Annotated in this window: 24 protein-coding genes; 15 read left to right on the top strand and 9 right to left on the bottom strand. The window is 58.6% G+C overall.

Translation table 11 applies throughout. The features are described 5' to 3' along the window. Positions 1–5 precede the first annotated feature (5 nt). The gene (locus tag ACYVIT_RS19155; protein WP_415804072.1) at positions 6–506 is read left to right on the top strand and encodes an Ohr family peroxiredoxin; all 501 of its coding nucleotides are present in this window, start codon (positions 6–8) and stop codon (positions 504–506) included. On the opposite strand, the gene ACYVIT_RS19150 is transcribed toward ACYVIT_RS19155, so the two are convergent. The 5 genes from ACYVIT_RS19150 to ACYVIT_RS19130 all read right to left on the bottom strand — a co-directional run bounded on the left by ACYVIT_RS19150 (position 503) and on the right by ACYVIT_RS19130 (position 4,572). Beyond that, positions 503–1,537, bottom strand: coding sequence for a LysR family transcriptional regulator (locus ACYVIT_RS19150; protein ID WP_415804071.1), 1,035 nt, complete (start codon positions 1,535–1,537; stop codon positions 503–505). The genes ACYVIT_RS19155 and ACYVIT_RS19150 overlap by 4 nt on opposite strands. A gap of 129 nt (positions 1,538–1,666) precedes the next feature. Further along, positions 1,667–2,101 (bottom strand): cupin domain-containing protein, encoded by a 435-nt coding sequence (locus tag ACYVIT_RS19145; protein WP_415804070.1) that lies wholly within the window; start codon positions 2,099–2,101, stop codon positions 1,667–1,669. Positions 2,102–2,236: 135 nt separating this feature from the next. Beyond that, entirely contained in the window at positions 2,237–3,115 is an 879-nt protein-coding gene (locus ACYVIT_RS19140; RefSeq protein ID WP_415804069.1) for an RNA polymerase sigma-70 factor, read from the bottom strand. Positions 3,116–3,287: 172 nt separating this feature from the next. Further along, on the bottom strand, positions 3,288–3,962 hold the full coding sequence (locus tag ACYVIT_RS19135) for a DedA family protein (RefSeq protein WP_415804068.1): 675 nt from the start codon (positions 3,960–3,962) through the stop codon (positions 3,288–3,290). Positions 3,963–4,110: 148 nt separating this feature from the next. Then, on the bottom strand, positions 4,111–4,572 hold the full coding sequence (locus ACYVIT_RS19130; protein WP_415804067.1) for a hypothetical protein: 462 nt from the start codon (positions 4,570–4,572) through the stop codon (positions 4,111–4,113). A gap of 174 nt (positions 4,573–4,746) precedes the next feature. Between ACYVIT_RS19130 and ACYVIT_RS19125 the strand changes: the two genes are divergently transcribed. Both ACYVIT_RS19125 and ACYVIT_RS19120 read left to right on the top strand, forming a co-directional pair. Continuing rightward, positions 4,747–5,658, top strand: coding sequence for a dihydrodipicolinate synthase family protein (locus tag ACYVIT_RS19125; protein ID WP_415804066.1), 912 nt, complete (start codon positions 4,747–4,749; stop codon positions 5,656–5,658). A gap of 143 nt (positions 5,659–5,801) precedes the next feature. Beyond that, positions 5,802–6,797, top strand: a complete 996-nt coding sequence (locus tag ACYVIT_RS19120) for a Bug family tripartite tricarboxylate transporter substrate binding protein (protein WP_415804065.1) — start codon at positions 5,802–5,804, stop codon at positions 6,795–6,797. Positions 6,798–6,806: 9 nt separating this feature from the next. On the opposite strand, the gene ACYVIT_RS19115 is transcribed toward ACYVIT_RS19120, so the two are convergent. Then, the gene (locus ACYVIT_RS19115) at positions 6,807–7,709 is read right to left on the bottom strand and encodes a LysR family transcriptional regulator (RefSeq protein ID WP_415804064.1); all 903 of its coding nucleotides are present in this window, start codon (positions 7,707–7,709) and stop codon (positions 6,807–6,809) included. Between the two features lie 109 nt (positions 7,710–7,818). Between ACYVIT_RS19115 and ACYVIT_RS19110 the strand changes: the two genes are divergently transcribed. The 4 genes from ACYVIT_RS19110 (at position 7,819) to ACYVIT_RS19095 (ending at position 10,503) form a co-directional block, all read left to right on the top strand. Beyond that, the gene (locus ACYVIT_RS19110) at positions 7,819–8,487 is read left to right on the top strand and encodes an ABC transporter ATP-binding protein (RefSeq protein ID WP_415804063.1); all 669 of its coding nucleotides are present in this window, start codon (positions 7,819–7,821) and stop codon (positions 8,485–8,487) included. Then, positions 8,484–9,284: an ABC transporter permease gene (locus ACYVIT_RS19105; protein WP_415804062.1), complete on the top strand. Its 801-nt coding sequence runs from the start codon at positions 8,484–8,486 to the stop codon at positions 9,282–9,284. Before ACYVIT_RS19110 ends, ACYVIT_RS19105 begins: the two co-directional genes overlap by 4 nt. A 108-nt stretch (positions 9,285–9,392) precedes the next feature. After that, on the top strand, positions 9,393–9,965 hold the full coding sequence (locus tag ACYVIT_RS19100; protein ID WP_415804061.1) for a chromate transporter: 573 nt from the start codon (positions 9,393–9,395) through the stop codon (positions 9,963–9,965). A gap of 1 nt (position 9,966) precedes the next feature. Continuing rightward, a complete protein-coding gene (locus tag ACYVIT_RS19095; RefSeq protein WP_415804060.1) occupies positions 9,967–10,503 on the top strand; it encodes a chromate transporter in 537 nt (178 codons plus the stop codon). A 93-nt stretch (positions 10,504–10,596) separates the two neighbouring features. Here ACYVIT_RS19095 and ACYVIT_RS19090 read toward each other — a convergent pair whose 3' ends face one another. Beyond that, positions 10,597–11,019, bottom strand: coding sequence for an organic hydroperoxide resistance protein (locus ACYVIT_RS19090; RefSeq protein ID WP_415804059.1), 423 nt, complete (start codon positions 11,017–11,019; stop codon positions 10,597–10,599). A gap of 304 nt (positions 11,020–11,323) precedes the next feature. Beyond that, positions 11,324–12,217: a MurR/RpiR family transcriptional regulator gene (locus tag ACYVIT_RS19085; RefSeq protein WP_415804814.1), complete on the bottom strand. Its 894-nt coding sequence runs from the start codon at positions 12,215–12,217 to the stop codon at positions 11,324–11,326. A gap of 228 nt (positions 12,218–12,445) precedes the next feature. On the opposite strand from ACYVIT_RS19085, the gene ACYVIT_RS19080 reads away from it, so the two are divergent. The 4 genes from ACYVIT_RS19080 (at position 12,446) to ACYVIT_RS19065 (ending at position 17,288) form a co-directional block, all read left to right on the top strand. Next, on the top strand, positions 12,446–13,774 hold the full coding sequence (locus tag ACYVIT_RS19080) for an aspartate aminotransferase family protein (protein ID WP_415804058.1): 1,329 nt from the start codon (positions 12,446–12,448) through the stop codon (positions 13,772–13,774). 111 nt (positions 13,775–13,885) lie between these two features. Continuing rightward, on the top strand, positions 13,886–14,305 hold the full coding sequence (locus ACYVIT_RS19075; RefSeq protein WP_415804057.1) for a WG repeat-containing protein: 420 nt from the start codon (positions 13,886–13,888) through the stop codon (positions 14,303–14,305). Between the two features lie 155 nt (positions 14,306–14,460). After that, a complete protein-coding gene (locus ACYVIT_RS19070) occupies positions 14,461–14,940 on the top strand; it encodes a (2Fe-2S)-binding protein (RefSeq protein WP_415804056.1) in 480 nt (159 codons plus the stop codon). Then, positions 14,937–17,288, top strand: coding sequence for a xanthine dehydrogenase family protein molybdopterin-binding subunit (locus ACYVIT_RS19065; protein WP_415804055.1), 2,352 nt, complete (start codon positions 14,937–14,939; stop codon positions 17,286–17,288). Before ACYVIT_RS19070 ends, ACYVIT_RS19065 begins: the two co-directional genes overlap by 4 nt. A gap of 60 nt (positions 17,289–17,348) precedes the next feature. Here ACYVIT_RS19065 and ACYVIT_RS19060 read toward each other — a convergent pair whose 3' ends face one another. Continuing rightward, on the bottom strand, positions 17,349–18,335 hold the full coding sequence (locus ACYVIT_RS19060; protein WP_415804054.1) for a tripartite tricarboxylate transporter substrate-binding protein: 987 nt from the start codon (positions 18,333–18,335) through the stop codon (positions 17,349–17,351). Between the two features lie 480 nt (positions 18,336–18,815). Between ACYVIT_RS19060 and tssA the strand changes: the two genes are divergently transcribed. From tssA to ACYVIT_RS19040, 4 genes are read left to right on the top strand one after another with little or no spacing between them, the layout of a single operon-like run. Further along, a complete protein-coding gene (gene tssA, locus ACYVIT_RS19055; RefSeq protein ID WP_415804053.1) occupies positions 18,816–19,886 on the top strand; it encodes a type VI secretion system protein TssA in 1,071 nt (356 codons plus the stop codon). A gap of 45 nt (positions 19,887–19,931) precedes the next feature. Next, a complete protein-coding gene (tssB, locus tag ACYVIT_RS19050; protein ID WP_415804052.1) occupies positions 19,932–20,489 on the top strand; it encodes a type VI secretion system contractile sheath small subunit in 558 nt (185 codons plus the stop codon). An 18-nt stretch (positions 20,490–20,507) separates the two neighbouring features. Next, entirely contained in the window at positions 20,508–22,010 is a 1,503-nt protein-coding gene (gene tssC, locus ACYVIT_RS19045) for a type VI secretion system contractile sheath large subunit (protein WP_415804051.1), read from the top strand. A gap of 56 nt (positions 22,011–22,066) precedes the next feature. Further along, positions 22,067–22,552, top strand: a complete 486-nt coding sequence (locus ACYVIT_RS19040) for an Hcp family type VI secretion system effector (protein ID WP_415804050.1) — start codon at positions 22,067–22,069, stop codon at positions 22,550–22,552. Positions 22,553–22,667: the final 115 nt, after the last annotated feature.

Genomic DNA, 22,667 nt, shown 5'->3' with positions numbered 1-22,667 from the left:
CAAGTATGAGCAAATTGCAGCCCCCCCCGTTAACTTTATTAGATAAATATCGTGGGGACGATTTCCAAGCTGTCTATACCGCCAATGTCACCGTACACGGGGGCGAAGTAGAGCATGGCCGGGCGTCGGGCGTTGCTCGTTCCGACGATGGTGCTTTGCAGGTGGAATTGCGCCTGCCGACTGAACTGGATGGTCCCGGAGGCGGGACAAACCCGGAACAGCTGTTTGCCGCTGGTTATGCGGCCTGTTTTCATGGCGTACTGAGTTTGCAGGCAATGAAGGCGGGTGTGATGTTGCGTGACGTAGAGGTCAAAGCGTCAGTGAGTTTCGGCCGCGATCCGGTTGACGGCTTGCATGCGCTGACTGCGCACATCCATGTGCATTTACCAGGCCTGGACAAGGCTGCGGCACAGGAGCTGGTGAGAAATGCCGAGCGCCTATGCCCCTATGCCAAGATGGCACGGCAAGGCATACATAGTGTCGTTACGGTGAATGATCCGATTTAGCCTTTGAGCAGGTAGTTGTCTACGCTCAACAGATCCAGGGCGCGGATTTGGGCGGTCATGTAGTCAATGAAGACGCGAATTCGGCCGGGCAGGTGTTGCCGGCTCAGATAACACAGGTAATGGCCCCGATCATCGGGCGCGTAGTGCGGCAGGCAGGGGACGAGCGTGCCCTGTCTCAGGTATTCGATTACCTGATAGCCTGCCATTTGGGCGATTCCCTGTCCTTCGAGAACGGCTTGCAGTATGAGATCAGCGTCGTTGAACGAGAGCATGGATTGTGGCGTGAATTTGCGCGCCAAGCCATTTACTTTGAATTCCCAGTCATAGAGCCGCCCCGACGGCAACCGGAAATTGATGCAGCAATGCCGGGCAAGATCATCTATTTCTGCGGGCATGGAATGCGTTGCTATATAGCTGGGAGCGGCGCATAACAGCATCTGCATCGGGACGATCTGTTTGGCGATGACCTGACTGTCCTCCATGCGGCCATCACGGAACGAGACGTCGATCCGGTTACCCGTGAAATCAGTCGGTCCATCATCCAACAGCAACTCTACAGAAATGTCAGGATAGGCCGTGCGAAACCCCTTCAATAATGGCGCCACGATTTTTCGTCCGAAACCGGCGGTGGCGTTGACGCGCAGATGTCCTGCCGGAGGGCCTTCTCGCAGTTCCCGCATGTCGTCCAAGGCCTGCACGATATGTTTGACCCCTGTATGACAGTTTTCATAGAATCGTTCGCCTTCGCGGGTCAGCGAGGTACTGCGCGTGGTGCGCAGGAACAACCGTGTTCCCAGCTGGTCTTCCAGCTTTTGTACGCTGCGGCTGACGGCGGAGCGTCCGATGCCGAGGCGGTCGCCGGCTTTGGCAAAATTGCCTTCCGATGCCACCGCGATAAAAGCGACGACGCCCGCGTAGCTGGTCGCGAAGCTGTAGGCCAGCGAGTCGGCACCGGTACCCGATGCAGCGATCGCAGAACTGTCGACGGATCTGCCCGATAGTCCGTCGTTAGGGGAGGCTGTGTTTTCCATATCCCTAAGACGTGCGGGCTATCGAATTTGTGACGTTACTTTTGAAAAAATGCTCAAAATGAGCTTCATGTTCGGGTATACCCTATATAAAGGCCGCCGATCGCCACTCGGGAGGTGGCGCCTGAGGGGTTATTGCACAGGTATCAGTGCCGGGGCGCCTTGTTCTTTGATCAACACCACAACGAATTTGGCCGGCTTGGTTTTGCTGGCATTGCGTCCGACGGTGTGGAGATCATTGGGGCCTTCGTAATACGTCTGGCCCGGGGTCAGGGTCACTTCCTTTTCGCCTTCGACCTGCATCACGATGCTGCCTTCGAGGACATAGACAAACGCGTGTGCGTCGTGACGGTGGATAGGGTCGGCTGCGCCGGGCGGGTAATCGACCGTAATCATCAGCGCCTCTTTACCCGGGAGGTCGGGCAAAGCCTTGGTCATCAGCGGCGTAACAACGGGTTCAGGCACGCCGGCGCTATGGGCCCCGTGAGGCGATGCGGCGACTGCGATAGTGGTGACCAGAGCGCTGGCGGCGCTCACGAGTAGTCCGTGCTTGAGAATATTGCGCATGACCTGTCCTTGTGCTGGTTGGGGAACAGGTCCATCGTAGGGCGGCGGGCGTTGCGCCGGTAGATAGGCGAAAGGGATCACGATGTTGCCCGGACGGCACCAATGTCCGGGTTCAGATCGCCACGGCGCCGCGGGTTAGTTTGGGGAGTACGAGGCGGCGATGCGCGCGAGTTTGTCCGGATTGCGCTGGACGAGCACGCGGGTGATGCGTTGTCCGTCGGTCTCATAGGACTGTACGGATTCCAGCGCGCCCTGGATATAGCGCAGCAGCGTCCATTGCCCGTTGACGAGTGCGACCTCCACTCGCAGCGCATCGCGATAGCGCCGCTGACCGGCGTAAAACAACTGGGCCAGGCGCTTGCCGCCCACCAAGCTGGAAAAGCTGGGCACCTTGCCGCCGCCGTCGCCGATCAGTTCCGCGTCGTCACTGAGCAGCGCGTACAGGCTGTGGAAGTCGCCGCGCTGCATGGCATTGGCAAAACCTAGCATCAGGCGATGATGCGTTTCGCGGGATACCTTGTGGCGGGGAGGCGATTGTTGCAGTTGTTGTTTGGCACGCCGAACCAATTGACGGCAGGCGGCCTCGGTCTTGTCCAGGGCTTTGGCGATATCTTCGTAGTCGACGTCAAAGACCTCGCGCATCAGGAAAGCCGCGCGGGCCTCGGGGGACAAGCGTTCGAGCATGAACAGGAACGCGACCGAGACGTCGTCCGCGAACTCGTGGATTTCCTCGGGAGTGGAGGGCGGCGCCATCAAGATCGGCTCCGGCAACCAGACACCGGTGTAGTTTTCCCTTTGGGCCTTGGCCGTGCGCAGGCTATCGATGGATAGCCGGGTGGTGACGGTGACCAGCCAGGCTTCGGGGTTGTCCAGGGTCGAATGATCGACTTCGTGCCAGCGCAGCCAGGCGTCCTGGACGATGTCTTCGGCGTCGGCGACAGAGCCCAGCATGCGATACGCGATCGCCAGTAGACGGGGGCGATGACGATTGAACAGACTGGTGGAGTCGGTCATGGAGAGAGGGCGCGCCGCCGGAGCATGAGTGGGCTGGAACGGGCGTTATTGTGCGGTTTCCCTCCGGAAACGGCAAGTATGTCTCCAGCAACTCTCATTTCACGACGGTTCGTCCTGGGGGACCGGGAACCGCCCTGGTCGCAGGCGGATCCTTATGCTTGAGGCCGAAGTATCAGTGTTCGAGGAATTCGCGCAGGCTGTCTACGCCAATTTGCGTTTTCCTGAGTGCTCTGGCTACCATGGCGCGTCGCCAGTAGCGATACACAATGTAGAGCGGTAAAGCGGAACCGATGATCACCAGTGCGCGCCAGCCTAGCTCGGACAATAGCGCAAAGATTTCCTCGATCTGGGATGCAAAAACTCCCCCGATGATCAGTCCGGACGATGCCCATAGGGCGACGCCCGCACAGTCGTGCCACAGGAAAGATCGCAATCTGACGGCCATGGCGCCGCAAAGAGGCACAGACACCAGCGACAGCCCGGGGATGAAACGGGCGACGATGAGCAGCCGCACACCCCATCGGCTGAAGAAGTTTTCGGTCCGGGCGATGCAGGTTTCGCGGGAAAGGGAAAGGCTGCAAACGGTGTACAGCGTGCGTTCTCCGTATCGCTTGCCGCCGTGAAACCAGACCAGATCGCCCAGAATCCCGCCTGTAACCGCCGCGCCCAATATGATGGCCAACTGTGGCAACATGGCCGTCACGGTCGGTGACGCAATGGCACTGCTGGCGCCGATGGTGATCAAGGTAGGAATCACCGGCAGGGGCAGGCCTAGAGAGGCGCCAAGCACGTTGAGAAAGACAACGAGGACGCCGTAGTGCGCGATGATCTCATGCGACACCATCATGGTCTCCTTTGACGAATGTCTGTCTACAGGAGCAAATCGTATCGAAGGCAAACGCAGGACAGTAGCCCTGATGAGGGACGCGTCGTGTTGCTCAGGCGGCAACAATCCGTATTGGCGATGAAGACCGGATAGCTGTCATGTGCGTAAATCAGGTTGCCCCAGGGGGTTTCCGGGCTTTTCGCAGCAATACCCATCCGCCGATGATCAATGCCAACCCGGAAATCAGCATGGGCAACCCGAAAATCAGGGACCAGAAGAAGAGCGCGACGCGGCCGTCATTGCCTCCCTCTCCTCTGAGTTCGCCGGTGTCCATCATCAGTATGGCAGCGAGCAGACCGAGTAGCAGTGCGATGCCGAGAGGGATGCAGCCTCGACCGAGCAACTGATACAGGTTTGTGCTGCGCAAGAGGAACGCGGCGACGGCGATGGCGACCAGCAATGACAGGACCGATGCGCCTATCAACACGCCGTTGATGGCGTCGGGATTCGTCGTGGCAGTGTCCGTGCCAAATAGGCCGAACAGGGCCGGGCTGATGAAGCCATAGCTCGCACGTCCGACAAACAGGCCAAACAGGATGCTGGCAATCCATTTGAGTGAGGTAGGGATCATGCGTGGGTTCGGGTTGTAGGCTCTGTGGCCGAGCATACCCGGTTTTCGGTAATTCAATTTTTATATCACCGCATACGCTCTTCGCATTGGACGAGTGCGGGGCAAAGGTGTTCAATCTATCAAAATCCACCCGGGCGTCCGCTCGGTCAGATCCACAAACGAGACGAGAGTTACATGAGTCAGGCCCCTACCGCGTTGCGTGCCGCCCTGAACGGGATTTCCGGCATTCTGGTGACCCCTTTTGACGATGCCGATAAACTGGCGCCTGCGCGATTGGCGCCCATTGTGGATCGTGCAGTCAATGCAGGGGTGCATGTGCTGGTGGCCAACGGGAATACCAGCGAGTTTTATGGCCTGACGACTAACGAAGCCGAACAAATGGTGCATGCGGCGGCTGAACATGTTGCCGGCCGCGTGCCGCTGTTGGCCGGGGTAGGGCGCAGTCTGCATGACGCGATTGCCTTGGCGCGCGCATCGCGTGCCGCGGGGGCAAGCGCACTGATGGTGCATCAGCCGCCAGATCCCTTTGTGGCCCCGCGTGGCGTGGTGCAGTATGTCACGCGTATCGCCGAGGCGGGCGACGGCCTGCCGTTGGTGCTGTATCTGCGCGATGACGGGATCGGGCTGGACGCGGTAGAGGAGCTTTGCGCCATCCCTGGCGTTGTCGGCGTGAAATGGGCTTCGCCCACACCGTTGCGTCTGGCGGAAATCATCGAGCGCACGCGTGAGCGCGATCTGGCCTGGGTCGGCGGCTTGGCCGAACATTGGGCGCCGCCATTCTATGCGGTCGGCTCGCGTGGTTTTACCTCGGGCCTCATCAATGTGCTGCCCGAGCGCTCGGTCGCGATTCATGCCGCGCTGGAGGCAGGCGACTATCCGCGTGCCATGGAGCTGATTCGCAGCATGGCCGAATTCGAGGCGTTGCGCGCATTGGAGCGCAACGGCACCAACGTGACCGTGGTCAAGCGTGCATTGCAATTGATGGGCAATGACTGCGGTGCCGTGCGGGCGCCGGGTGCCTGGCCCCTTTCTACCGAAGCCGACGATACGCTGCGCCGCCTGCTCGGCCAGTGGGGCTTGATCTAATTTCCGTGTTTTTGATGTTCACGCCGGCCTGAAATTCTACAGGCCGGGCGTGATAGTGCGCCTGTCTTTTGATACAGGCGTGGCGTACTGCTGCGCGTCGCTGCCGTGCGACCAGAAATCCAATCATAGGAGTAGGAGACTTCATGTCTGTTTTTTCTCATACTGCCCGGATAGCGCGTCTGGCGGCTGCTTTTGTTGTTGCTGCCGTTGGTGCCAGCGTTGTTCCTGCTGTTGCCGCTGATTTTTCCAGTCAACCTCTCACTATCATCGTGCCTTATGCGCCGGGCGGCTCGTCGGACGCGATTGCCCGCCATTTATCGCAGCCGTTGAGCGACGCGTTGGGCACCACGGTGATCGTGGACAATAAGGCGGGCGGGAACGGCGCGATCGGCGCGACACAGTTGGCACGTGCCAAGCCAGATGGCCATACGATTCTGATCGGTGCCTTGGGCGTGTTGGCCATCAATGAGGGCTTGTATCCAAATCTGAGCTATTTGCCGCGCAAAGATTTCGACATGCTCACCATTGCGGTACGTACGCCGAACGCCTTTGCGGTGACGCCGACGTCTTCTGTTCAGACCTTGCCCGAATTGATCGAGCATCTCAAAGCAGAAAAGGGCAATGTGCCGGTTGCAACATCGGGTTCCGGATCGAGCGAGCATCTGACTTTGGCGCTCTTTTTGCAGAATAGCGGGACGCAGGCAATTCATGTGCCGTATAAGGGCGGCGGGCCGGCGATCACCGATACGATGGCAGGCCATGCCGAGGTCCTGGTGTCGAACCTGGGCGCTGTAGCGCCGCACATTCAAGCCAAGCGTTTGCGTTTGATTACGGTGACAGGAGCGGAACGATCGGCATTGTTCCCGGATGTGCCGGTGCCAGGCGAAGCGGGCGTGCCTGGCATGGACGTGTATTCCTGGCAAGGTATTGCCGCACCCAAGGGCTTGCCGCCTGAGGTCAAGGAAAAACTGGTGGCTGCCCTGCATAAGGTGCTGACGTCCGCGGAGTTTCGTCAGAAGATGTCGGGCCTGGGTTTTGAAGTGGTAGCCGACGGGCCTGATAGCGCGACCCAGTTTCAGATCGCAGAAGCCGAGCGTTGGAAGAAAGTCATCCAGGACGGCAATATCACCGTTGACTGATCCTGCGGCTCAGTTGAGTCCACCCTGCTCGATGAGCAGGGCCCGCATGCGTTCCATCGCCGGATTGGCGATGGTTCCGCTGCGCCGCCAGACGAGATGCATCTCGGCACGGATGTGGTCTGGCAGATTGATGTCGCGCACGGTTATGTTATCCAGACGCATGAGCGCCGTCGATGCCGGTACGAGCGCCAGGCCTATCCCCGCGTTGACCAGTGCAATCATGGAATGTGTGTGCCGCACATGTTGCATAAAGCGCGGCGCGACGCCGGTCTCGTGAAATAGCGCCTGCAGCATTTCATGAAAGTAACGGCCATCACCCGGCTGATACATGATGAATGGCTCACCGTGCAGATCACCCAATTGCAGGGCTCGCCGGCGACGGACCAGGGGGTGGGCGCGAGGCAGCACCAGTGACATGGGTTCACGCACGACACAGGTCATTTCCAGGCCCTGCAAATCGGCGGGCAAGCGGATGAGCCCCAGATCGATGCGTTCGGTGCGCAGTGCCTCTAACTGATCGTCGGACACCATTTCGCGTAGTTCGAGATCAATGTCCGGTAATTGCTGTTGCGCAGCCGCCACCACGCGGGGCAGCAAGTCATAATTGGCACCGGCCGAATAACCCAGAACGACGCGCCCGGCTTCGCCTTGCAAGGCATAGCGGGCCTTGCTGGTCGCTGTGACGCAGCGCTGCAGGATATCGCGCGCTTCGGGTAGAAATGCCCGTCCGGCTGCGGTCAGACGTACGCTGCGCCGAGTGCGTTCGAGCAAGGGGGTGCCCAGTTCGTGCTCCAGCTGACGGATTTGCCGGCTCAGAGGCGGCTGCGTCATGTTCAGGCGCTCGGCCGCCCGACCGAAATGCAATTCGGTCGCGACTTCGACAAAGCAACGCAGTTGGCTGAGCTGGAACATGGCATAGGCGAAGCAAAAGCGTTATGTTAGCTAACTTTGAGGAATCGCCTCCCTTGGCAAGTGCCACAGGTTCCACAGGTTTCGGCAACAACCGCCGCTGTTTCCCTCTATGTCGCAATCAGTTCATAACCCTTCGCACGTCGCATCAGATCCCATTCTTTCCTCCAGTACAGGCAAAACGGCACTCGTGCTGCGGTTACGAGAACTACATAGTTCTCGGCTGACACCGGTCACGCTTGATGTGATGGCGGGGGAGTGTGTTGCCATCGTCGGCCCGTCGGGCTCGGGCAAATCTTTGTTGCTGCGCCAGATCGCCGATCTGGATCCTGGACAAGGATGTGCCGAGGTGGATGGCCGGGATCGTATGCAGATGCGTGGTTTTGAATGGCGGCGCCAGGTGGTGTATTGCCAGGCCGAGGCGGGTTGGTGGGATGACGCGGTCGCGGCACATTTTGCAGATCTGGATGCCGCGCGAGTCCTCGCACAACGATTGGGTTTGTCTGCCGACAAGCTCGATGCGCAGGTGCGGGAGCTGTCGACCGGCGAGAGGCAGCGGTTAGGGTTGATGCGAGCTCTGTTGTTGCAGCCGCGCGTGTTATTGCTGGACGAACCCACGGCAGCCCTGGATGAGCAGGCGACGGCGTTGGTCGAGCAAGAGTGGCAGCGCCGTATGCAGCAGGGCGCAAGTATTGTGCTGGTGACGCATAACATGGAGCAAGCCCACCGTATGGGTCATCGGCGATTCCGTATGGACGCAGGCAAACTGGAGGCCCTATGAACGTGATTCCGTTGCACGCATCGGACTTGCTGATCGCGTCCTGTCTGGTCGTGTTGTGCGCGCTCGTGTCGTTTGTTTTACGGTTGAATCTGCAGCGGCAGATTCTCTGGGCGGCGATTCGTACGGTGTTGCAACTGTTGCTAGTCGGACATTTGTTGCGTGTGGTCTTTACGCATGCCAATCCCTGGCTGACGCTGCTGATTATTGCCGTGATGATGGCGCTGGCGATTCGAGAGGTCGCGGCCCGGCCCAAAGCTCGCCTGAAACAGCATGGCAATCTTGTGATCAGCGCCGTCGCGGTGGCAGCGGCGACGTTGATCTGCGTGTTTTTCATCACGAATACCGCCGTACAACCGACACCTTGGTATGACCCGCGTTACGTCGTGGCGCTGGTGGGGATCGTGCTGGGCAGTGCGCTGAACGCGGCGAGCCTGGCGCTGGATGCCGTCTTGTCTGGCGTGAGAAGAGAACGCTTGGCGATCGAGGCCCGCTTGTCGCTGGGGGCCACGGTGCGCCAGGCGTTTTCCAGCTTGCTGCGCGAATCCGTACGCCGCGGCATTGTGCCCAGTATCAATCAGATGGCTGCCGCGGGGATTATCACGCTGCCCGGAATCATGACTGGGCAGATTCTCGCGGGCATGGATCCGACGGACGCTGCCAAATATCAGATTTTGTTGATGTTTCTACTGTGCGGAGCGAGCAGCATGGCTGCCATGGGGGCCGCTTATGGGGCGGTGCACCGTTTGACAGACGAACGGGGACGCTTGCGTCTGGATCGGTTCCGGCAAGAGAGCTGACTCGGCGTTTAGGTATTTGTTATCGACCTCGCGTCATAATGCACGCATTCATTGTGCAGGCGCCGCTCTCTCTGACACCCAAGGACGCGCCAATTTTTCGCCCCTATCATGCAAATTGAGAATGTCGATATGGAGCCCAGGCCGAGCGCATGGAGCTTATTCCTGATCTTTTCTCGTATCGGATTGTCGAGTTTTGGCGGTGGGCTGAGCGGGTGGTTTTATCGCGAGTTCGTCCAGGACAGGAAATGGATGAGCGAAGAGGAGTTCCTAAACGGATTGGCCTTGTCTCAGGCCTTGCCGGGTGTCAATGTCAAGAACATGGCGATCTGGATCGGCTACCGATTGGCCGGTGCGCGGGGGGCCGTGGCGGGTTTCATGGGAATCATCGTTCCCCCGGCGATTTTCATTATCTTGCTGGCGACGGTGTTTGCCGCGCTGACCGGATATTCCATCACGAATATTGCCTTGGCAGGCGCAGCGGCGGCCGCGATCGGTCTGTCCGCCAGTATGGCGATCACGACGGCGATCCGGGTACCCAGGCGGGTTTTGCCATGGATTTTCGTCGTGACCACATTTGTCGCGGTGGGAGTACTGCAATGGCCGCTGCTGTGGGTAGTGCTAGGCGAAGGTGTCCTGAGTGTTGGCATTGAATATGCCCGTCTTTTAAGACAGGAGGCCTGAGATGGGCAATATCCAGTGGACACTCTGGGGGGTGTTCGCGCCGCTTTCGCTCGTGACGATCGGGGGAGGGCAGGCGACTGTGGCCGAGATTCACCGGCAAGTGGTCGATGTGCATCAGTGGATGACGGCTCAGGAGTTTTTGAATACGTTTGCGATTGCCCGGCTCGCGCCCGGGCCGGGTTCGTTGCTGGTGACCTTGATAGGTTGGAATGTCGGGGGATTTTGGGGAGCGGTAGTCGGGACTATTGCGATTTTCGGACCGACTGCCTTCTTGATCTATGCCGTGGCGTATGTATGGCGACGGCATCAGGGCGCGCGTTGGCAATTGGCATTGGAGGCCGGACTGCGTCCCATCGCCGCGGGTATGATTCTGGCGGCAGTATACGTATTGTTCATGTCGCTGGAGGGCGGCTGGTGGGCGCGCGCAATTGCCGTGACGGCCACGGCGTTGATGATGCGCACGCGATTGAATCCATTACTGTTGATCGCATGCGGCGCCGCTGTGCTGAGTGCGGCGCATATGGCAGGATGGGTGTAGCACGAGATCCGAGGCAGCCTGTGGGGTCTGCCTCGGGTGTCGATGTTTGATGGAAGAGCGGTCGTTGCACGCTTCGATCATCGGCAAGGTCGATCAGGCGATACGCAACGTGACGTCAATATTGCCGCGAATCGCCGCCGAGTATGGGCAGGTCTGGTGGGCCGTATCGACGAGTTGTTGCTTTTGAGCGGAATCCAGGCCGGGCAAATCAATGGTCAGCGTGACGGCCAGCGCGTAAGCATTGGTGGCTGTTTTTCCCAGCGACACTTCTGCGTCGATGGCGGAGTCTGCCGGAAATTTGATGCCCAGCCTGCGTCCGGCCAGTTGCATGGCGCCGATGAAGCATGCTGAATAACCGACGCCGAACAATTGCTCGGGATTGGTGCCAGGCTTGTTCGAGCCCGGGGTGCTGAGTTTGACGGCCAAGGCGCCGTCGCCGGCGCTGCCGCTGCCTTCGCGGCCGCCAGTGGTGCGGGTGTTCGCCGTGTACAGGACCTGTGCAAGCTGTTGGGTCATGATGGATCTCCTCAAGAGAAAAATGAACGATTGAATCGAGCCATCATTTCAGCCTGCTTGTGTATCCGCAGTGTGTCTCGGTGAGGATGGTTTTGTATGGCAGTGTTTATGTACAGCTGAGCGGAATGTTTGACATGGGCGCCTCGGGAGCGAGGAAATCCGAAAGAACGTCATCGCGGATACGGACGATTCGAGGGTCGCTGCGGTTGCGGATGAGCGAGCGGCACGGGAACGATGCGGCGGATGCGGCTGCATGATCACGACGCGATTGCCTAGAAAGAGTGAGGGCTGAACGATGTGCAGACTAAGGACGGCGCGTTGGAAGATAAGCCCCCGAATGATGCAATTGGACTTCGGCATGCTCGATGGCTTTGATGGCGCCTTTGCCTTTCTTGGCGAGCAGTTGTTCGAGCAGGGCCTCGGTCAAGGCCGTGGCGGCGGTGGTGGACGGAAAAAACGATGGGCTGTCCGTGGAAAACAAAAGCGTGCAATCCGCATCCAACGCGATGGGAGAGACCTTGCTGTCCGTCACGGCCACGAGCTTGCAACCTGTCGCACGAGCGGTGCGTGCAATCTGGCTGATTTCTTGTGAATACGGGGCAAAACTGATCAGGACCATCGCATCGTTGGCGGTCAGCGAACGAAGCTCTAATTCGAGCGTGCCGGCGTCGCCGCGGATGAGAAATGTGCTGCCGCGAAACAGTCGATAGACATAGTGAAAACCGAATGCAATGGGATAGCTCGCGCGAAAGCCGGCGATATATACGTTTGCGGCACGCGTCAGCAGCTCTGCGGCGACGGGCAGGGTCTCGGTGTTCTGGGCGCTGGTGTTCTCAAGGTTTTTGAATTGTGTGGCCAGCATTTCGGCCTGCAGCCGTGATGCCTTGCCAGTGCCGATGATTTTGCGGGCGCGCTCGGCATAAGGCTGGGAGCTGCCGTGAAGGGCATCGACAAAGAGTTCGCGCAGGTCTTGCCAGCCGGAATAGCCCAGGTGTTGAGCCAGTCGAACGAGCGTGGCCGGCTGCACGCGAGCCTCCGCGGCGATTTTGCGCATCGACAGGATAGGGACGTTGCGCGGATGGTTGAGCAGATAACGTGCTGCCTTTTGAAACTGCGGGGTGAGTGCGGAGAACACCTGACGTAGGTGGTCAATCAATTGATCGAGCGATTCGGGCGGGGGTGGGCTATCGGAATGCATAGTTGGAATGCCGTGGGTTTGAAACGATTGTTGCATAAGTGCGTCGCCGTTGCATATCGGTAGGCGTGGCGCGGGAGCCATGCGTAGAATTGGCGATGGTGATGATTCGTTTGTTCCCTTTTTTGGTATTTATGAAACAAGTGTTGCTTCGGCGGAAAAGAATCCATATACTGACTGAACGACGCTATCGTCAGCCGCTACCGTTTTCCCCTACAAAGAGACTTGACCATGACGCACGTTTTCCATCGTCAGCCCAAACAAAAACTCCCTGTTGCTGTTGGCGGAAAAGGGATAGAACTGTTCGATCAGGATGGCAAAAGCTATATCGACGCATCGGGCGGGGCGGCGGTATCTTGCCTCGGCCATGGCCACCCTGTTGTGATCGATGCGATCAAACGGCAGGTGGAGTCGCTGGCCTATGCACACACGTCGTTCTTTACGACCGAGGTGGCGGAAACCCTGGCCGACAAATTGGCCCAGTCTGCGCCCGGGGATTTGAACCATGTGTATTTTGTCTCGGGGGGATCGGAGGCGGTCGAGGCGGCGTTGAAGCTCGCGCGTCAATATTTTGTGGAAATCGGCCAGCCGTCGCGCCGTCATTTCATTGCGCGGCGCCAGAGTTATCACGGCAATACGCTGGGAGCGCTCGCGATAGGCGGTAATGCCTGGCGGCGCGAGCCGTTTTTGCCATTGCTGGTGCCGGCGCATCATGTGTCGCCCTGCTATCCCTACCGCGAACGCAGGGAGGGCGAGAACGATATGCAATATGCCCAACGGCTGGCCGACGAGCTGGAGGCCACGATTCTGGAGCTAGGCCCCGATACGGTGGCAGCCTTTGTCGCGGAGACGGTGGTAGGCGCCACGGCGGGTGCGTTGGCGCCGGTAGGGGACTATCTCAAACGTATTCGCGCGGTGTGCGATAAGTACGGGGTGTTGCTGATCCTGGACGAAGTGATGTCAGGAATGGGACGTACGGGATACCTGTTTGCCTGCGAAGAAGACGGTGTGGTGCCGGATCTGATCACCATCGCCAAGGGCTTGGGAGCAGGATATCAGCCGATCGGCGCGACCTTGTGTACCGACCGTATCTATGACGCCATTGTGGCCGGCAGCGGCTTCTTTCAGCATGGGCATACCTATATCGGTCATGCGACGGCATGTGCGGCATCGCTGGCGGTGCAGCGTGTGATTCAAGAAGATAATCTCCTGGCCAACGTCCTGGCTCGAGGCGAACAACTGCGTGCAGGACTCAGGGCCGCGCTGGCAGATCATCCGAATGTCGGGGACGTGCGTGGACGGGGCTTGTTTGTAGGCGTCGAGTTTGTGGCGGATCGCAATACCAAAGAGACGCTGGACCCTGCCCAAAAGACCCATGCCCGACTCAAGGCGACGGCCAAGCAGAACGGCCTGCTGGTGTATCCCATGGGCGGGACGGTGGATGGCGTCCGGGGTGACCACGCACTGTTGGCGCCGCCGTTTATCTGCACGCCTGCAGATATTGATCAGATCATTGACCGGTTTGCGCAATCGGTGCGCGAAGTCCTGCCGGTGGCGTGACACATAGACAGCGTATGGGCGGGCAACCCTCGGATGCATCGAGTTGGTGCATCCGAGGGTTGCGCTGAGGCGCGCAGCGTGAGCCTTCAGGCGGTCGGGTATGCTTTCGCCATGACGAGAAATGTTCAATCTGCTGGCGTATTTGCGTTGCTGATGGCAGCGACCCTGCCAGCCATATCCCAAGAGCAAGAATTCGACCGCTATGGTCACGCGTTGATTCAGGATAAACACGGCTGGGTCTATGTCGATCGGGATCAGCGCCCTGTATTGCGGCCGTATATCTTCGATAACGGTCCGGATTACTACGAAGAAGGGCTGGCCCGCTTTGTCGATAACGGCAAAATGGGCTTTCATAACGAGGCCCTGCACGTGGTGATTCCGGCGGTGTACGATTTTGTCTTTCCATTCGAGAACGGAGCAGCCCAAGCGGGGACCGACTGCACCTTCCATCGCGCGGCTGAGCACTCGAGCGTATCTTGCCAGCAATGGAAAACACTTCGCAATCCGATGCGTCCCGCAGGCGCCAGATAGCGGCTCAACGTCCAGGCAGTCCTGGGCGCGTGTATGCGCGATGGGCGCGGAACGCCGGATTGCTGCGTTGCACGATTCCTTGATTTGATAGTGAACACGAGTACACTCGGCAAACATCTTTCGTAGTCGATGTCTTTGCCGAACAAGGAGCTCGTATGGCTAGTCTGACGATCAATGGCAAATCCCAAGAGGTAGACGTTCCCGATGATATGCCATTGTTATGGGTGATTCGCGACCGGCTGGGGATGACCGGCACTAAATTCGGGTGTGGCATGGCCATGTGCGGCGCCTGTACGGTCCATCTGGACGGACAGCCGATACGCTCCTGTATTACGCCGGTCGCCGCTGCGGCCGGCAAGCCGATCACCACCATCGAGGCGATCGGCGATGATGCCGTAGGCAAAGCTGTCAAAGAAGCCTGGGTAGAGGTCGGCGTGCCGCAATGCGGGTACTGCCAGTCGGGCCAGATCATGTCTGCGACCGCGTTGATCAAGGGCAACCCTAAACCTACCGATGAGGACATCGACGCCGCCATGAGCGGCAACATCTGCCGCTGCGGTACCTATCCGCGCATCCGGGCGGCGATCAAGGAAGTCGCCATTAAACAGGTCGCCAGCACGGGAGCCGCGAAATGAACCAGTTTGCACATTTGATGGCACAGCCGTCCGGGGCGATGGCTGATATGGCTCGTGCAGATCAGCTGGCCTCGCCGGGCCGGCGCGATTGGATGAAAGCCGCAGGCGCGTTGACCGGTCTGGTGCTGATGGTGGGCGCGGGCGGCATGGTGCGCGCTGCCGAGGCGGCTAAAGAGGAAAAAAAGTACGGTGCGGACGGCATGCCGCACGGTACGGTGGATGATCCTCTGGTGTTCGTATCGATCGACAAGGATGGCATTGTCACGATCATCGCGCATCGCGCCGAGATGGGTACCGGGGTACGGACGGGCTTGCCGATGGTGGTGGCCGATGAGCTCGAAGCTGACTGGAGCAAAGTCCGCGTGATCCAGGCGCCAGGCGATGAACCGCGCTATGGCAACCAGGATACGGATGGTTCGCGCAGTACGCGGCATTTCTTTCAGCCCATGCGGCGTGTCGGTGCGTCAGCGCGAGCGATGTTGGAGATCGCGGCGGCCAAACAATGGAATGTGCCTGTGACCGAGGTCGTGGCGCGCAATCACGAAGTCCTGCATGAGGCCTCCGGGCGCAAGCTCGGTTATGGCGAGCTCGCCGAGGCTGCTGCCGCGCTGCCGGTACCTGCCACAGACACATTGCGGTTGAAAAAGCCAGAGCAGTTCCGCTATATCGGCAAGCAAAGCACGCGCAGCGTCGATATCCAGGACGTTGTTTCCGGCACGACGCATTTCGGTATCGATACCCGGCTGGATGGCATGTTGTATGCCGCGGTCGCACGGCCCGCGGTATTGGGCGGCAAGGTCAAGAGCTACAAGGCCGATGCGGCCATGAAAGTACCGGGTGTGCTCAAGGTCGTAGAGATTCCTGCGGGTCCGATCCCGCCTGTGTTTGCCGCATTGGGCGGCGTGGCCGTTGTCGCGGCCGATACGTGGGCGGCGATGAAAGGGCGCAATGCCCTCGAAATCGAGTGGGATGATGGCCCTAACGCCAGCTACGATTCGGAGGCATTTCGCAAGACCTTGAGCGAGGGGGCGAATAAACCTGCCCCGGCGGTGCGCAATGACGGCGATGCCATGAAAGCCCTGGAGGGCGCCGCACAACGCATTCAAGCGGAATATTACCTGCCTCATCTGGCGCATGCGACCATGGAGCCTCCTGCGGCGACGGCGCGCGTGGCCGACGGCAAGTGCGAGGTCTGGGCCTGTGTGCAGTCGCCGTACGGCACGCGCGAGAACGTGGCCAAGCAACTGGGCCTGGATATCTCGGCCGTCACGGTTCATCAAACGCTGTTGGGTGGTGGCTTTGGGCGCAAGTCCAAGTCGGATTACGCCGTCGAAGCGGCGTTGTTATCGCGTGCCATGGACGGCAAACCGGTCAAGGTCACCTGGTCGCGCGAGGATGACATCACCAACGATTATTTCCATACCGTATCGGTCGAGCGCCTGGAGGCAGGTGTCGACGCCAACGGCAAGGCTGTCGCATGGCTGCATCGTACTGCCGCGCCGACCATAGGTTCGACCTTTGTCGCGAATGCGCAGGGACAGCAGCCTTTCGAGTTGGGTATGTCGGCCGTGAATATTCCGTTTGATATTCCGAATTTTCGGGTCGAGTCGGTGCCGGTCCCTGCCCATACGCGTATAGGCTGGTTCCGGTCCGTGTCGAATATTCCGCACGTTTTTGCGGTGCAGAGTTTCGTCGCGGAAATGGCGCATGCGCTCAAACGCGATCCGAAGGATTATTTGCTGGAGCTCATCGGTCCTGCGCGCAAGATCTCTCCGCCAGATATGTCCGACAGCTGGAACTATGGCGAGTCGCCTGCGATTTATCCGCTGGACACGGGCCGTATGCGGCATGTGGTCGAGGTAGCCGCCAAAGCCGCGGGCTGGGGGCGCCAGTTGCCGGCCGGCCGTGGGCTGGGCTTGGCGGTGTCATATAGCTTTGTGACCTATGTGGCCACGGTGGTAGAAGTCGAGGTCGGCAAGGATGGCAGTCTCACCGTGCATCAAGTGGACGTAGCGGTCGACTGCGGTCCGCAAGTCCATCCCGATCGGGTGCGTGCCCAGGTGGAAGGAGCATGCATCATGGGGCAAAGCCTGGCTACGCGCAGTGAGATTTCGTTTGCAAAGGGCCGCACCAACCAGACGAACTTTCACCAGTATGAGGTTACGCGTATGTCGGAGGCGCCGCGGGCGATCAAGGTGCATCTTGTTGAGCACGGCTTCGATGTGCCCTTGGGCGGCGTAGGCGAACCGGCTGTGCCGCCGTTTGCGCCGGCCTTGTGTAATGCGATTTTTGCCGCGACCGGCAAGCGTATTCGCAACCTGCCGATCCGGGATCAGCTCAAGGCATGACGTAGCAAATGCTTCGGCCCAGGCGATGTGCCCGGGCCGAAGTTCGCGTCACGATGGCGATCAGTTGACGTTAATGCCTTCTGCTTTCAGGATGGGCGTCCATTTGTTGATTTCGGATTGCACCCATTTTTTGAGGGATTCCGGGGTCTGACGATCCTCGGAGACGATTTCTGCTCCCAGGTCGGCCATCTTTGCAGTGAAGTCCGGCGACTTGAGTGCGGTCTTGAGTGCTTTATTAAAGATGGCGATGTCTGCGGCGGGCGTGCCCTTCGGCGCGTAAATGCCATGCCACACTTTTACCTCGAAATCCTTGAGACCTTGTTCGTTCAGCGTGGGAGCGTCCGGCAGTTTAGAGATACGGTTGAGTGTGGTGACGCCATAGAACTTGACGTTGCCTGCCTGGATGTGCGGGATGGTCTGCGTGGTCTGGTCGCACAGCACGTCGACTTGTCCGCCCAGCAGGGCCGACATGGCGGGGCCGGTGCCTTGGTACGGAATGGTGGTGAATTTCACGCCGAGTGCTTGTTGCAGCAGTGAGCCGCACAGCTGCGAGACTGCGCCCGGGCCGGCATTGGCCAGGTTGATCTTGTCGGCGTTGGCTTTGGCATAGGTGATGAATTCCGCCATGTTGTTGGCCGGGAAGTCTTTGCGAGCCAGCACGGTCATGGGAACATCAATGACTTCGCCGACGTACTCGAAACTTTTTAACGGGTCGTATTTCAATGCGGGATAGAGCGCGGTGGCGGTCGCCATGCCATTGTGGTGAATGAAATACGTATAGCCATCAGGCGCCGCATTGGCGACATAGTTGGCAGCGACGGTCCCGCCCGCGCCGGTGCGGTTTTCTACGACGATGGGCTGCTTGAGTATTTTGCCGAGTTCAGCGCCGAGCGAGCGGGCGACGACATCAGTGGGGCCGCCTGCGGCAAACGGAACGACCAGCGTGATGGGTCTGGAGGGGTAGTCCGCGGCCTGTGCGCTCGATGCGATGGAAAAGGAAAGCGCGAGCCCAGACAAGGCAATATTTATAGAGCGATGGAAAAGCATACTGTCTCCTGTTAGGGAGGCTATGTTTTCCGAACCGCTTCAGTTCAGCAATTTGATTTTTTGGAAGCAAGGGTTTGGAGCGAGGAAAGTCGGGTAAACCCTGGTACTGCATTGCGGAAAAATACAGCAAAAGCTATGGCTTTAATTGGAGCCATAAATATATTGCCGTGTTGGTGCCCTATTAAAGGAAAGAATTAAAAATAAGTGTCACAAATAGGCCTGACTTGGTACTGAAAAAGCACAGCCATCTGTCGGGATAGAGGCCATTGTGGAACGGCAGTATTGTTTCAATTTATTGAAATTACCTGTGCGGAATTTGTTCGAAGATTTTCTTATTTGTTAATGAATAGTAAGAAAAAACAGTAGCTGTTAGGTGTCATTGGGATGCGTGCCGGCTATGCCTAGAATCCGAATTCTCGGGGAGATAAGCGAAGTTGGCCTATTTTGGGCCCAGGGTAATCCCGGATATGAACGATAGCTATGGAATTTGCCGATATTCTGACCGCCCTCGATCCACGTCTGCCTTGCGGTGAAGACCTGGAGTACGACGCCGAGTTTCTGCAATTGCAGCAAGCTGCGGTCGAGCGTAGCGAGCAGCAATTCGGGTCGACGATCATCCCGGCCCAGCCGCCTGACTGGCGCGAAGTCGAAAGGCTGGCGCGCGGGTTATTGGATCGGACGCGCGACCTGCGCATCATGGGCTATCTGACGCAAGCCTGGACCGAAACTCGCGGTCTGCCGGGCTATGCCGACGGCTTGACGTTGGTGGCGGACACGTTGGAGCGTTATTGGGACGCGGTGCATCCTCGTCTGGATAGTGTGGACGATCACGATCCGATGCCGCGTATCAATGCGTTGGTATCGTTGGGTGACCATGCCGGTGGTGCACGGAGTGCACGTTCCAGCCGACTGGTCAATGGCGTGCACGGGCAATTGTCGTTGCGCGATGCCGAATCCTTGCTGGATGGCAGCCGTTCGGATCCGGATTTCTATCCGGGCGGCCGTACACGCCTGATCGAACATCTGCGTCAAGCATGGCTGCAGCAAGATGAGGATTTGATTGCCTTGTCGGCCGCCGTACAGGCGTTGCGCCGCATCCAGAATCAAGTCGCCGACAAGCTGGGGCAAGAATGGGTGCCGGATTACGTAGGCATCCTGCGGACACTGGATGTGGTGATGCAGGTCCTGGGTGATAACGCACCAATGAGTGGTGCGGGCCCATTAACTGGGGACGCAAGCGCGACGGCTCAGCCGGAGGCGGCTGTGCAGCCCTCTGCAGAGCTTGCATCATCGCCCGCTGCCACAGTGCCCGTGATGCGTTGGCAAGATGCCCAGATTCAATCACGCGAAGAAGCGGCGGCCATGTTGGCCAAGGTCTGTGCGTATTTTGAAGTGCATGAACCCAGCCATCCGGCACCGTATTTGATACGGCGGGCGCAGCAATTGATTTCCATGAGTTTTCACGACATTGTTAAAAATCTGGCGCCGCAAGGTCTTGAGCAGTTCGAGGCCTGGTTGCCCAGGGACGCCAATGGCGGACCTGGCAACTGAGGTGACGTAATGCAGGCACACATATAGCTGGACAGGAGAGCACACATGGTAACGACGACATTAAAGGGTAGCGGGCAGAAGTTCATCGCACGTAACCGAGCCCCGCGCGTGCAGATCGAATATGACGTGGAAATCTATGGTGCGGAGCGCAAGATTCAACTGCCTTTTGTGATGGGTGTGTTGGCAGATCTGGCCGGCAAGTCCGTGGAGCCTCAGCCTGATGTGGGCGAACGCAAATTTCTGGATATCGACATCGACAACTTCGATGAGCGCATGAAAGCCATTCAGCCGCGCGCAGCTTTCCAGGTGCCTAATACGTTGACCGGCGAAGGCCATCTGAATGTGGATATCACATTCGAGAGCATTGACGATTTTTCGCCTGCTACGGTGGCACGCAAGGTGGGCGCGTTGAACGAATTGCTGGAGGCCCGTACGCAGTTGGCGAATCTGCTGACCTATATGGACGGGAAAACAGGCGCCGAGGAACTGATCGGCAAGGTATTGAAGAACCCCGCTCTGATGAATGCGTTGGCTGCCGCACCGAATCCGGATGCGCCGACGACGGGCGCCGATACGTCCGAATCTGATCCGGCCGCGAAATAAACGATAACGGAGATCGCGATGACTGCAGTAGCCAAACACGCAGATGCCCGCAGTACCGAAACGCTGGAGGCCGATGGCCTGTCCGCGTTGCTGAAGAAAGAATTCAAACCCAAGACCGAACAGGCCCGCGAAGCCGTCGAACACGCTGTTCGTACGCTGGCGCATCAAGCGCTGGAAAACAGCGGTGTGGCGGTGTCCGCCGATGCTTATCGAACGATTCAGGCCATCATCGCCGAGATCGACCGCAAGCTGTCGGATCAGATCAATCTGGTGATGCACCATGCTGATTTCCAGCAACTGGAAGGGGCGTGGCGTGGTTTGCATTATCTGGTGACCAACACCGAAACGGACGAGCTGCTGAAGATCCGGGTGATGTGCATTTCGAAAAAAGAACTGGGCCGGACCCTGAAGCGCCACAAAGGGGTGGGTTGGGATCAAAGCCCGATCTTCAAGCGTGTGTACGAAGAGGAATACGGTCAGTTTGGCGGCGAGCCGATCGGCTGCCTGGTAGGCGATTACCATTTTGATCACAGCCCTCCCGATGTGGAGCTGCTGAGCGAAATAGCGAGGATCTCTGCTGCTGCGCATTGCCCGTTCATCGCAGGCGCATCGCCCAATGTAATGCAGATGGATTCCTGGCAAGAGCTGGCGAATCCGCGCGATTTGACCAAGATCTTTACGAACACGGAATACGCAGCATGGCGCAGCCTGCGCGAGTCGGAAGATTCGCGTTATATCGGCTTGGCAATGCCGCGATTCTTGGCGCGCCTGCCCTACGGCGCGCGTACGAACCCCGTCGATGAGTTCGACTTCGAGGAAGACACCGACGGCGCGAATCACGATCGTTATGCGTGGGCGAACTCGGCGTATGCCATGGCCGCCAATATCAACCGTTCGTTCAAGTTGTACGGTTGGTGCACGTCGATTCGCGGCGTGGAATCGGGCGGCGCCGTGGAGAATCTACCGTGCCATACGTTCCCGACTGATGACGGTGGCGTCGATATGAAGTGCCCCACCGAGATCGCGATCAGCGATCGCCGCGAAGCCGAGTTGGCCAAGAATGGCTTCATGCCGCTCGTGCATCGCAAAAACTCTGACTTTGCGGCGTTCATCGGCGCACAGTCTCTGCAAAAGCCGCACGAATACTACGATGCCGATGCCTCGGCCAACGCCAAGCTGTCGGCACGCCTGCCGTATTTGTTTGCCTGCTGCCGTTTTGCGCACTATCTGAAGTGCATCGTGCGCGACAAGATCGGTTCGTTCCGTGAGCGTGATGATATGGAACGCTGGCTCAATGACTGGATCATGAATTACGTCGATGGTGATCCTGCGAACTCGTCCCAAGAGACCAAAGCGCGCAAACCGCTCGCGGCTGCCGAGGTCCAGGTGCAAGAGATCGAGGACAACCCCGGCTATTACTCCGCGAAGTTTTTCTTGCGGCCTCACTATCAGTTGGAAGGGCTGACAGTGTCGCTGCGTCTTGTGTCCAAGCTGCCATCGTTGAAAAAGAATGATGGTTGAGATGGGCATTTTTTTCAGGGCACTTCGTGCCGTGACAGCAACTTAGGGAGAGAGAAGTGTCTGTTGACATGTTCATGAAGATCGACGGTGCCAACGGCGAGTCGAAAGATGCCAATCACAAGAATTGGACCGATATCGTTTCGTTCTCGTGGGGTGCCACACAGCCCGGCAACATGGCTAGCGGTGGAGGCCTGGGTGCTGGAAAAGCCAGCTTTAACGACCTGCATGTCGTGGCGCGTATTGACAAAGCCGCTCCGGCTGTCATGAAGCATTGCGCCAGCGGCAAACACCTGAGCATGATTGAATTGTCGGTGTGCAAGGCCGGCGGCCAGCAGATTGAATACACGAAGATCACGCTGGAAGACGTACTGGTGTCGTCCGTGCAATTGACGGGCGAAATGAACCAGGAGTCCGTGACGGTGAACTACGCATTTCAAGCCGCCAAGGTCAAACAACAATACTGGGAGCAGACGGAACAGGGCGGCAAGGGCCCGGAAAGTGTGGTTGCTTGGGATATCAAGAAGAACCAGGAAGTTGGTTAAGGCGTCGGTACGGACCTGACGTCTCCTGGCGTCCGGTCCGTTCACGTCAATTCTTGCTCCCTTGAGCTGGCGCCACTGCGGGAAGTGTGTTGTGGTGGAGTCTCTCCGTTTTATG

The organism is Bordetella muralis, from assembly GCF_054781015.1.
The sequence above is the reverse complement of the archived record's forward strand: the minus strand, read 5'-3'. Positions and strand labels throughout refer to the sequence as shown.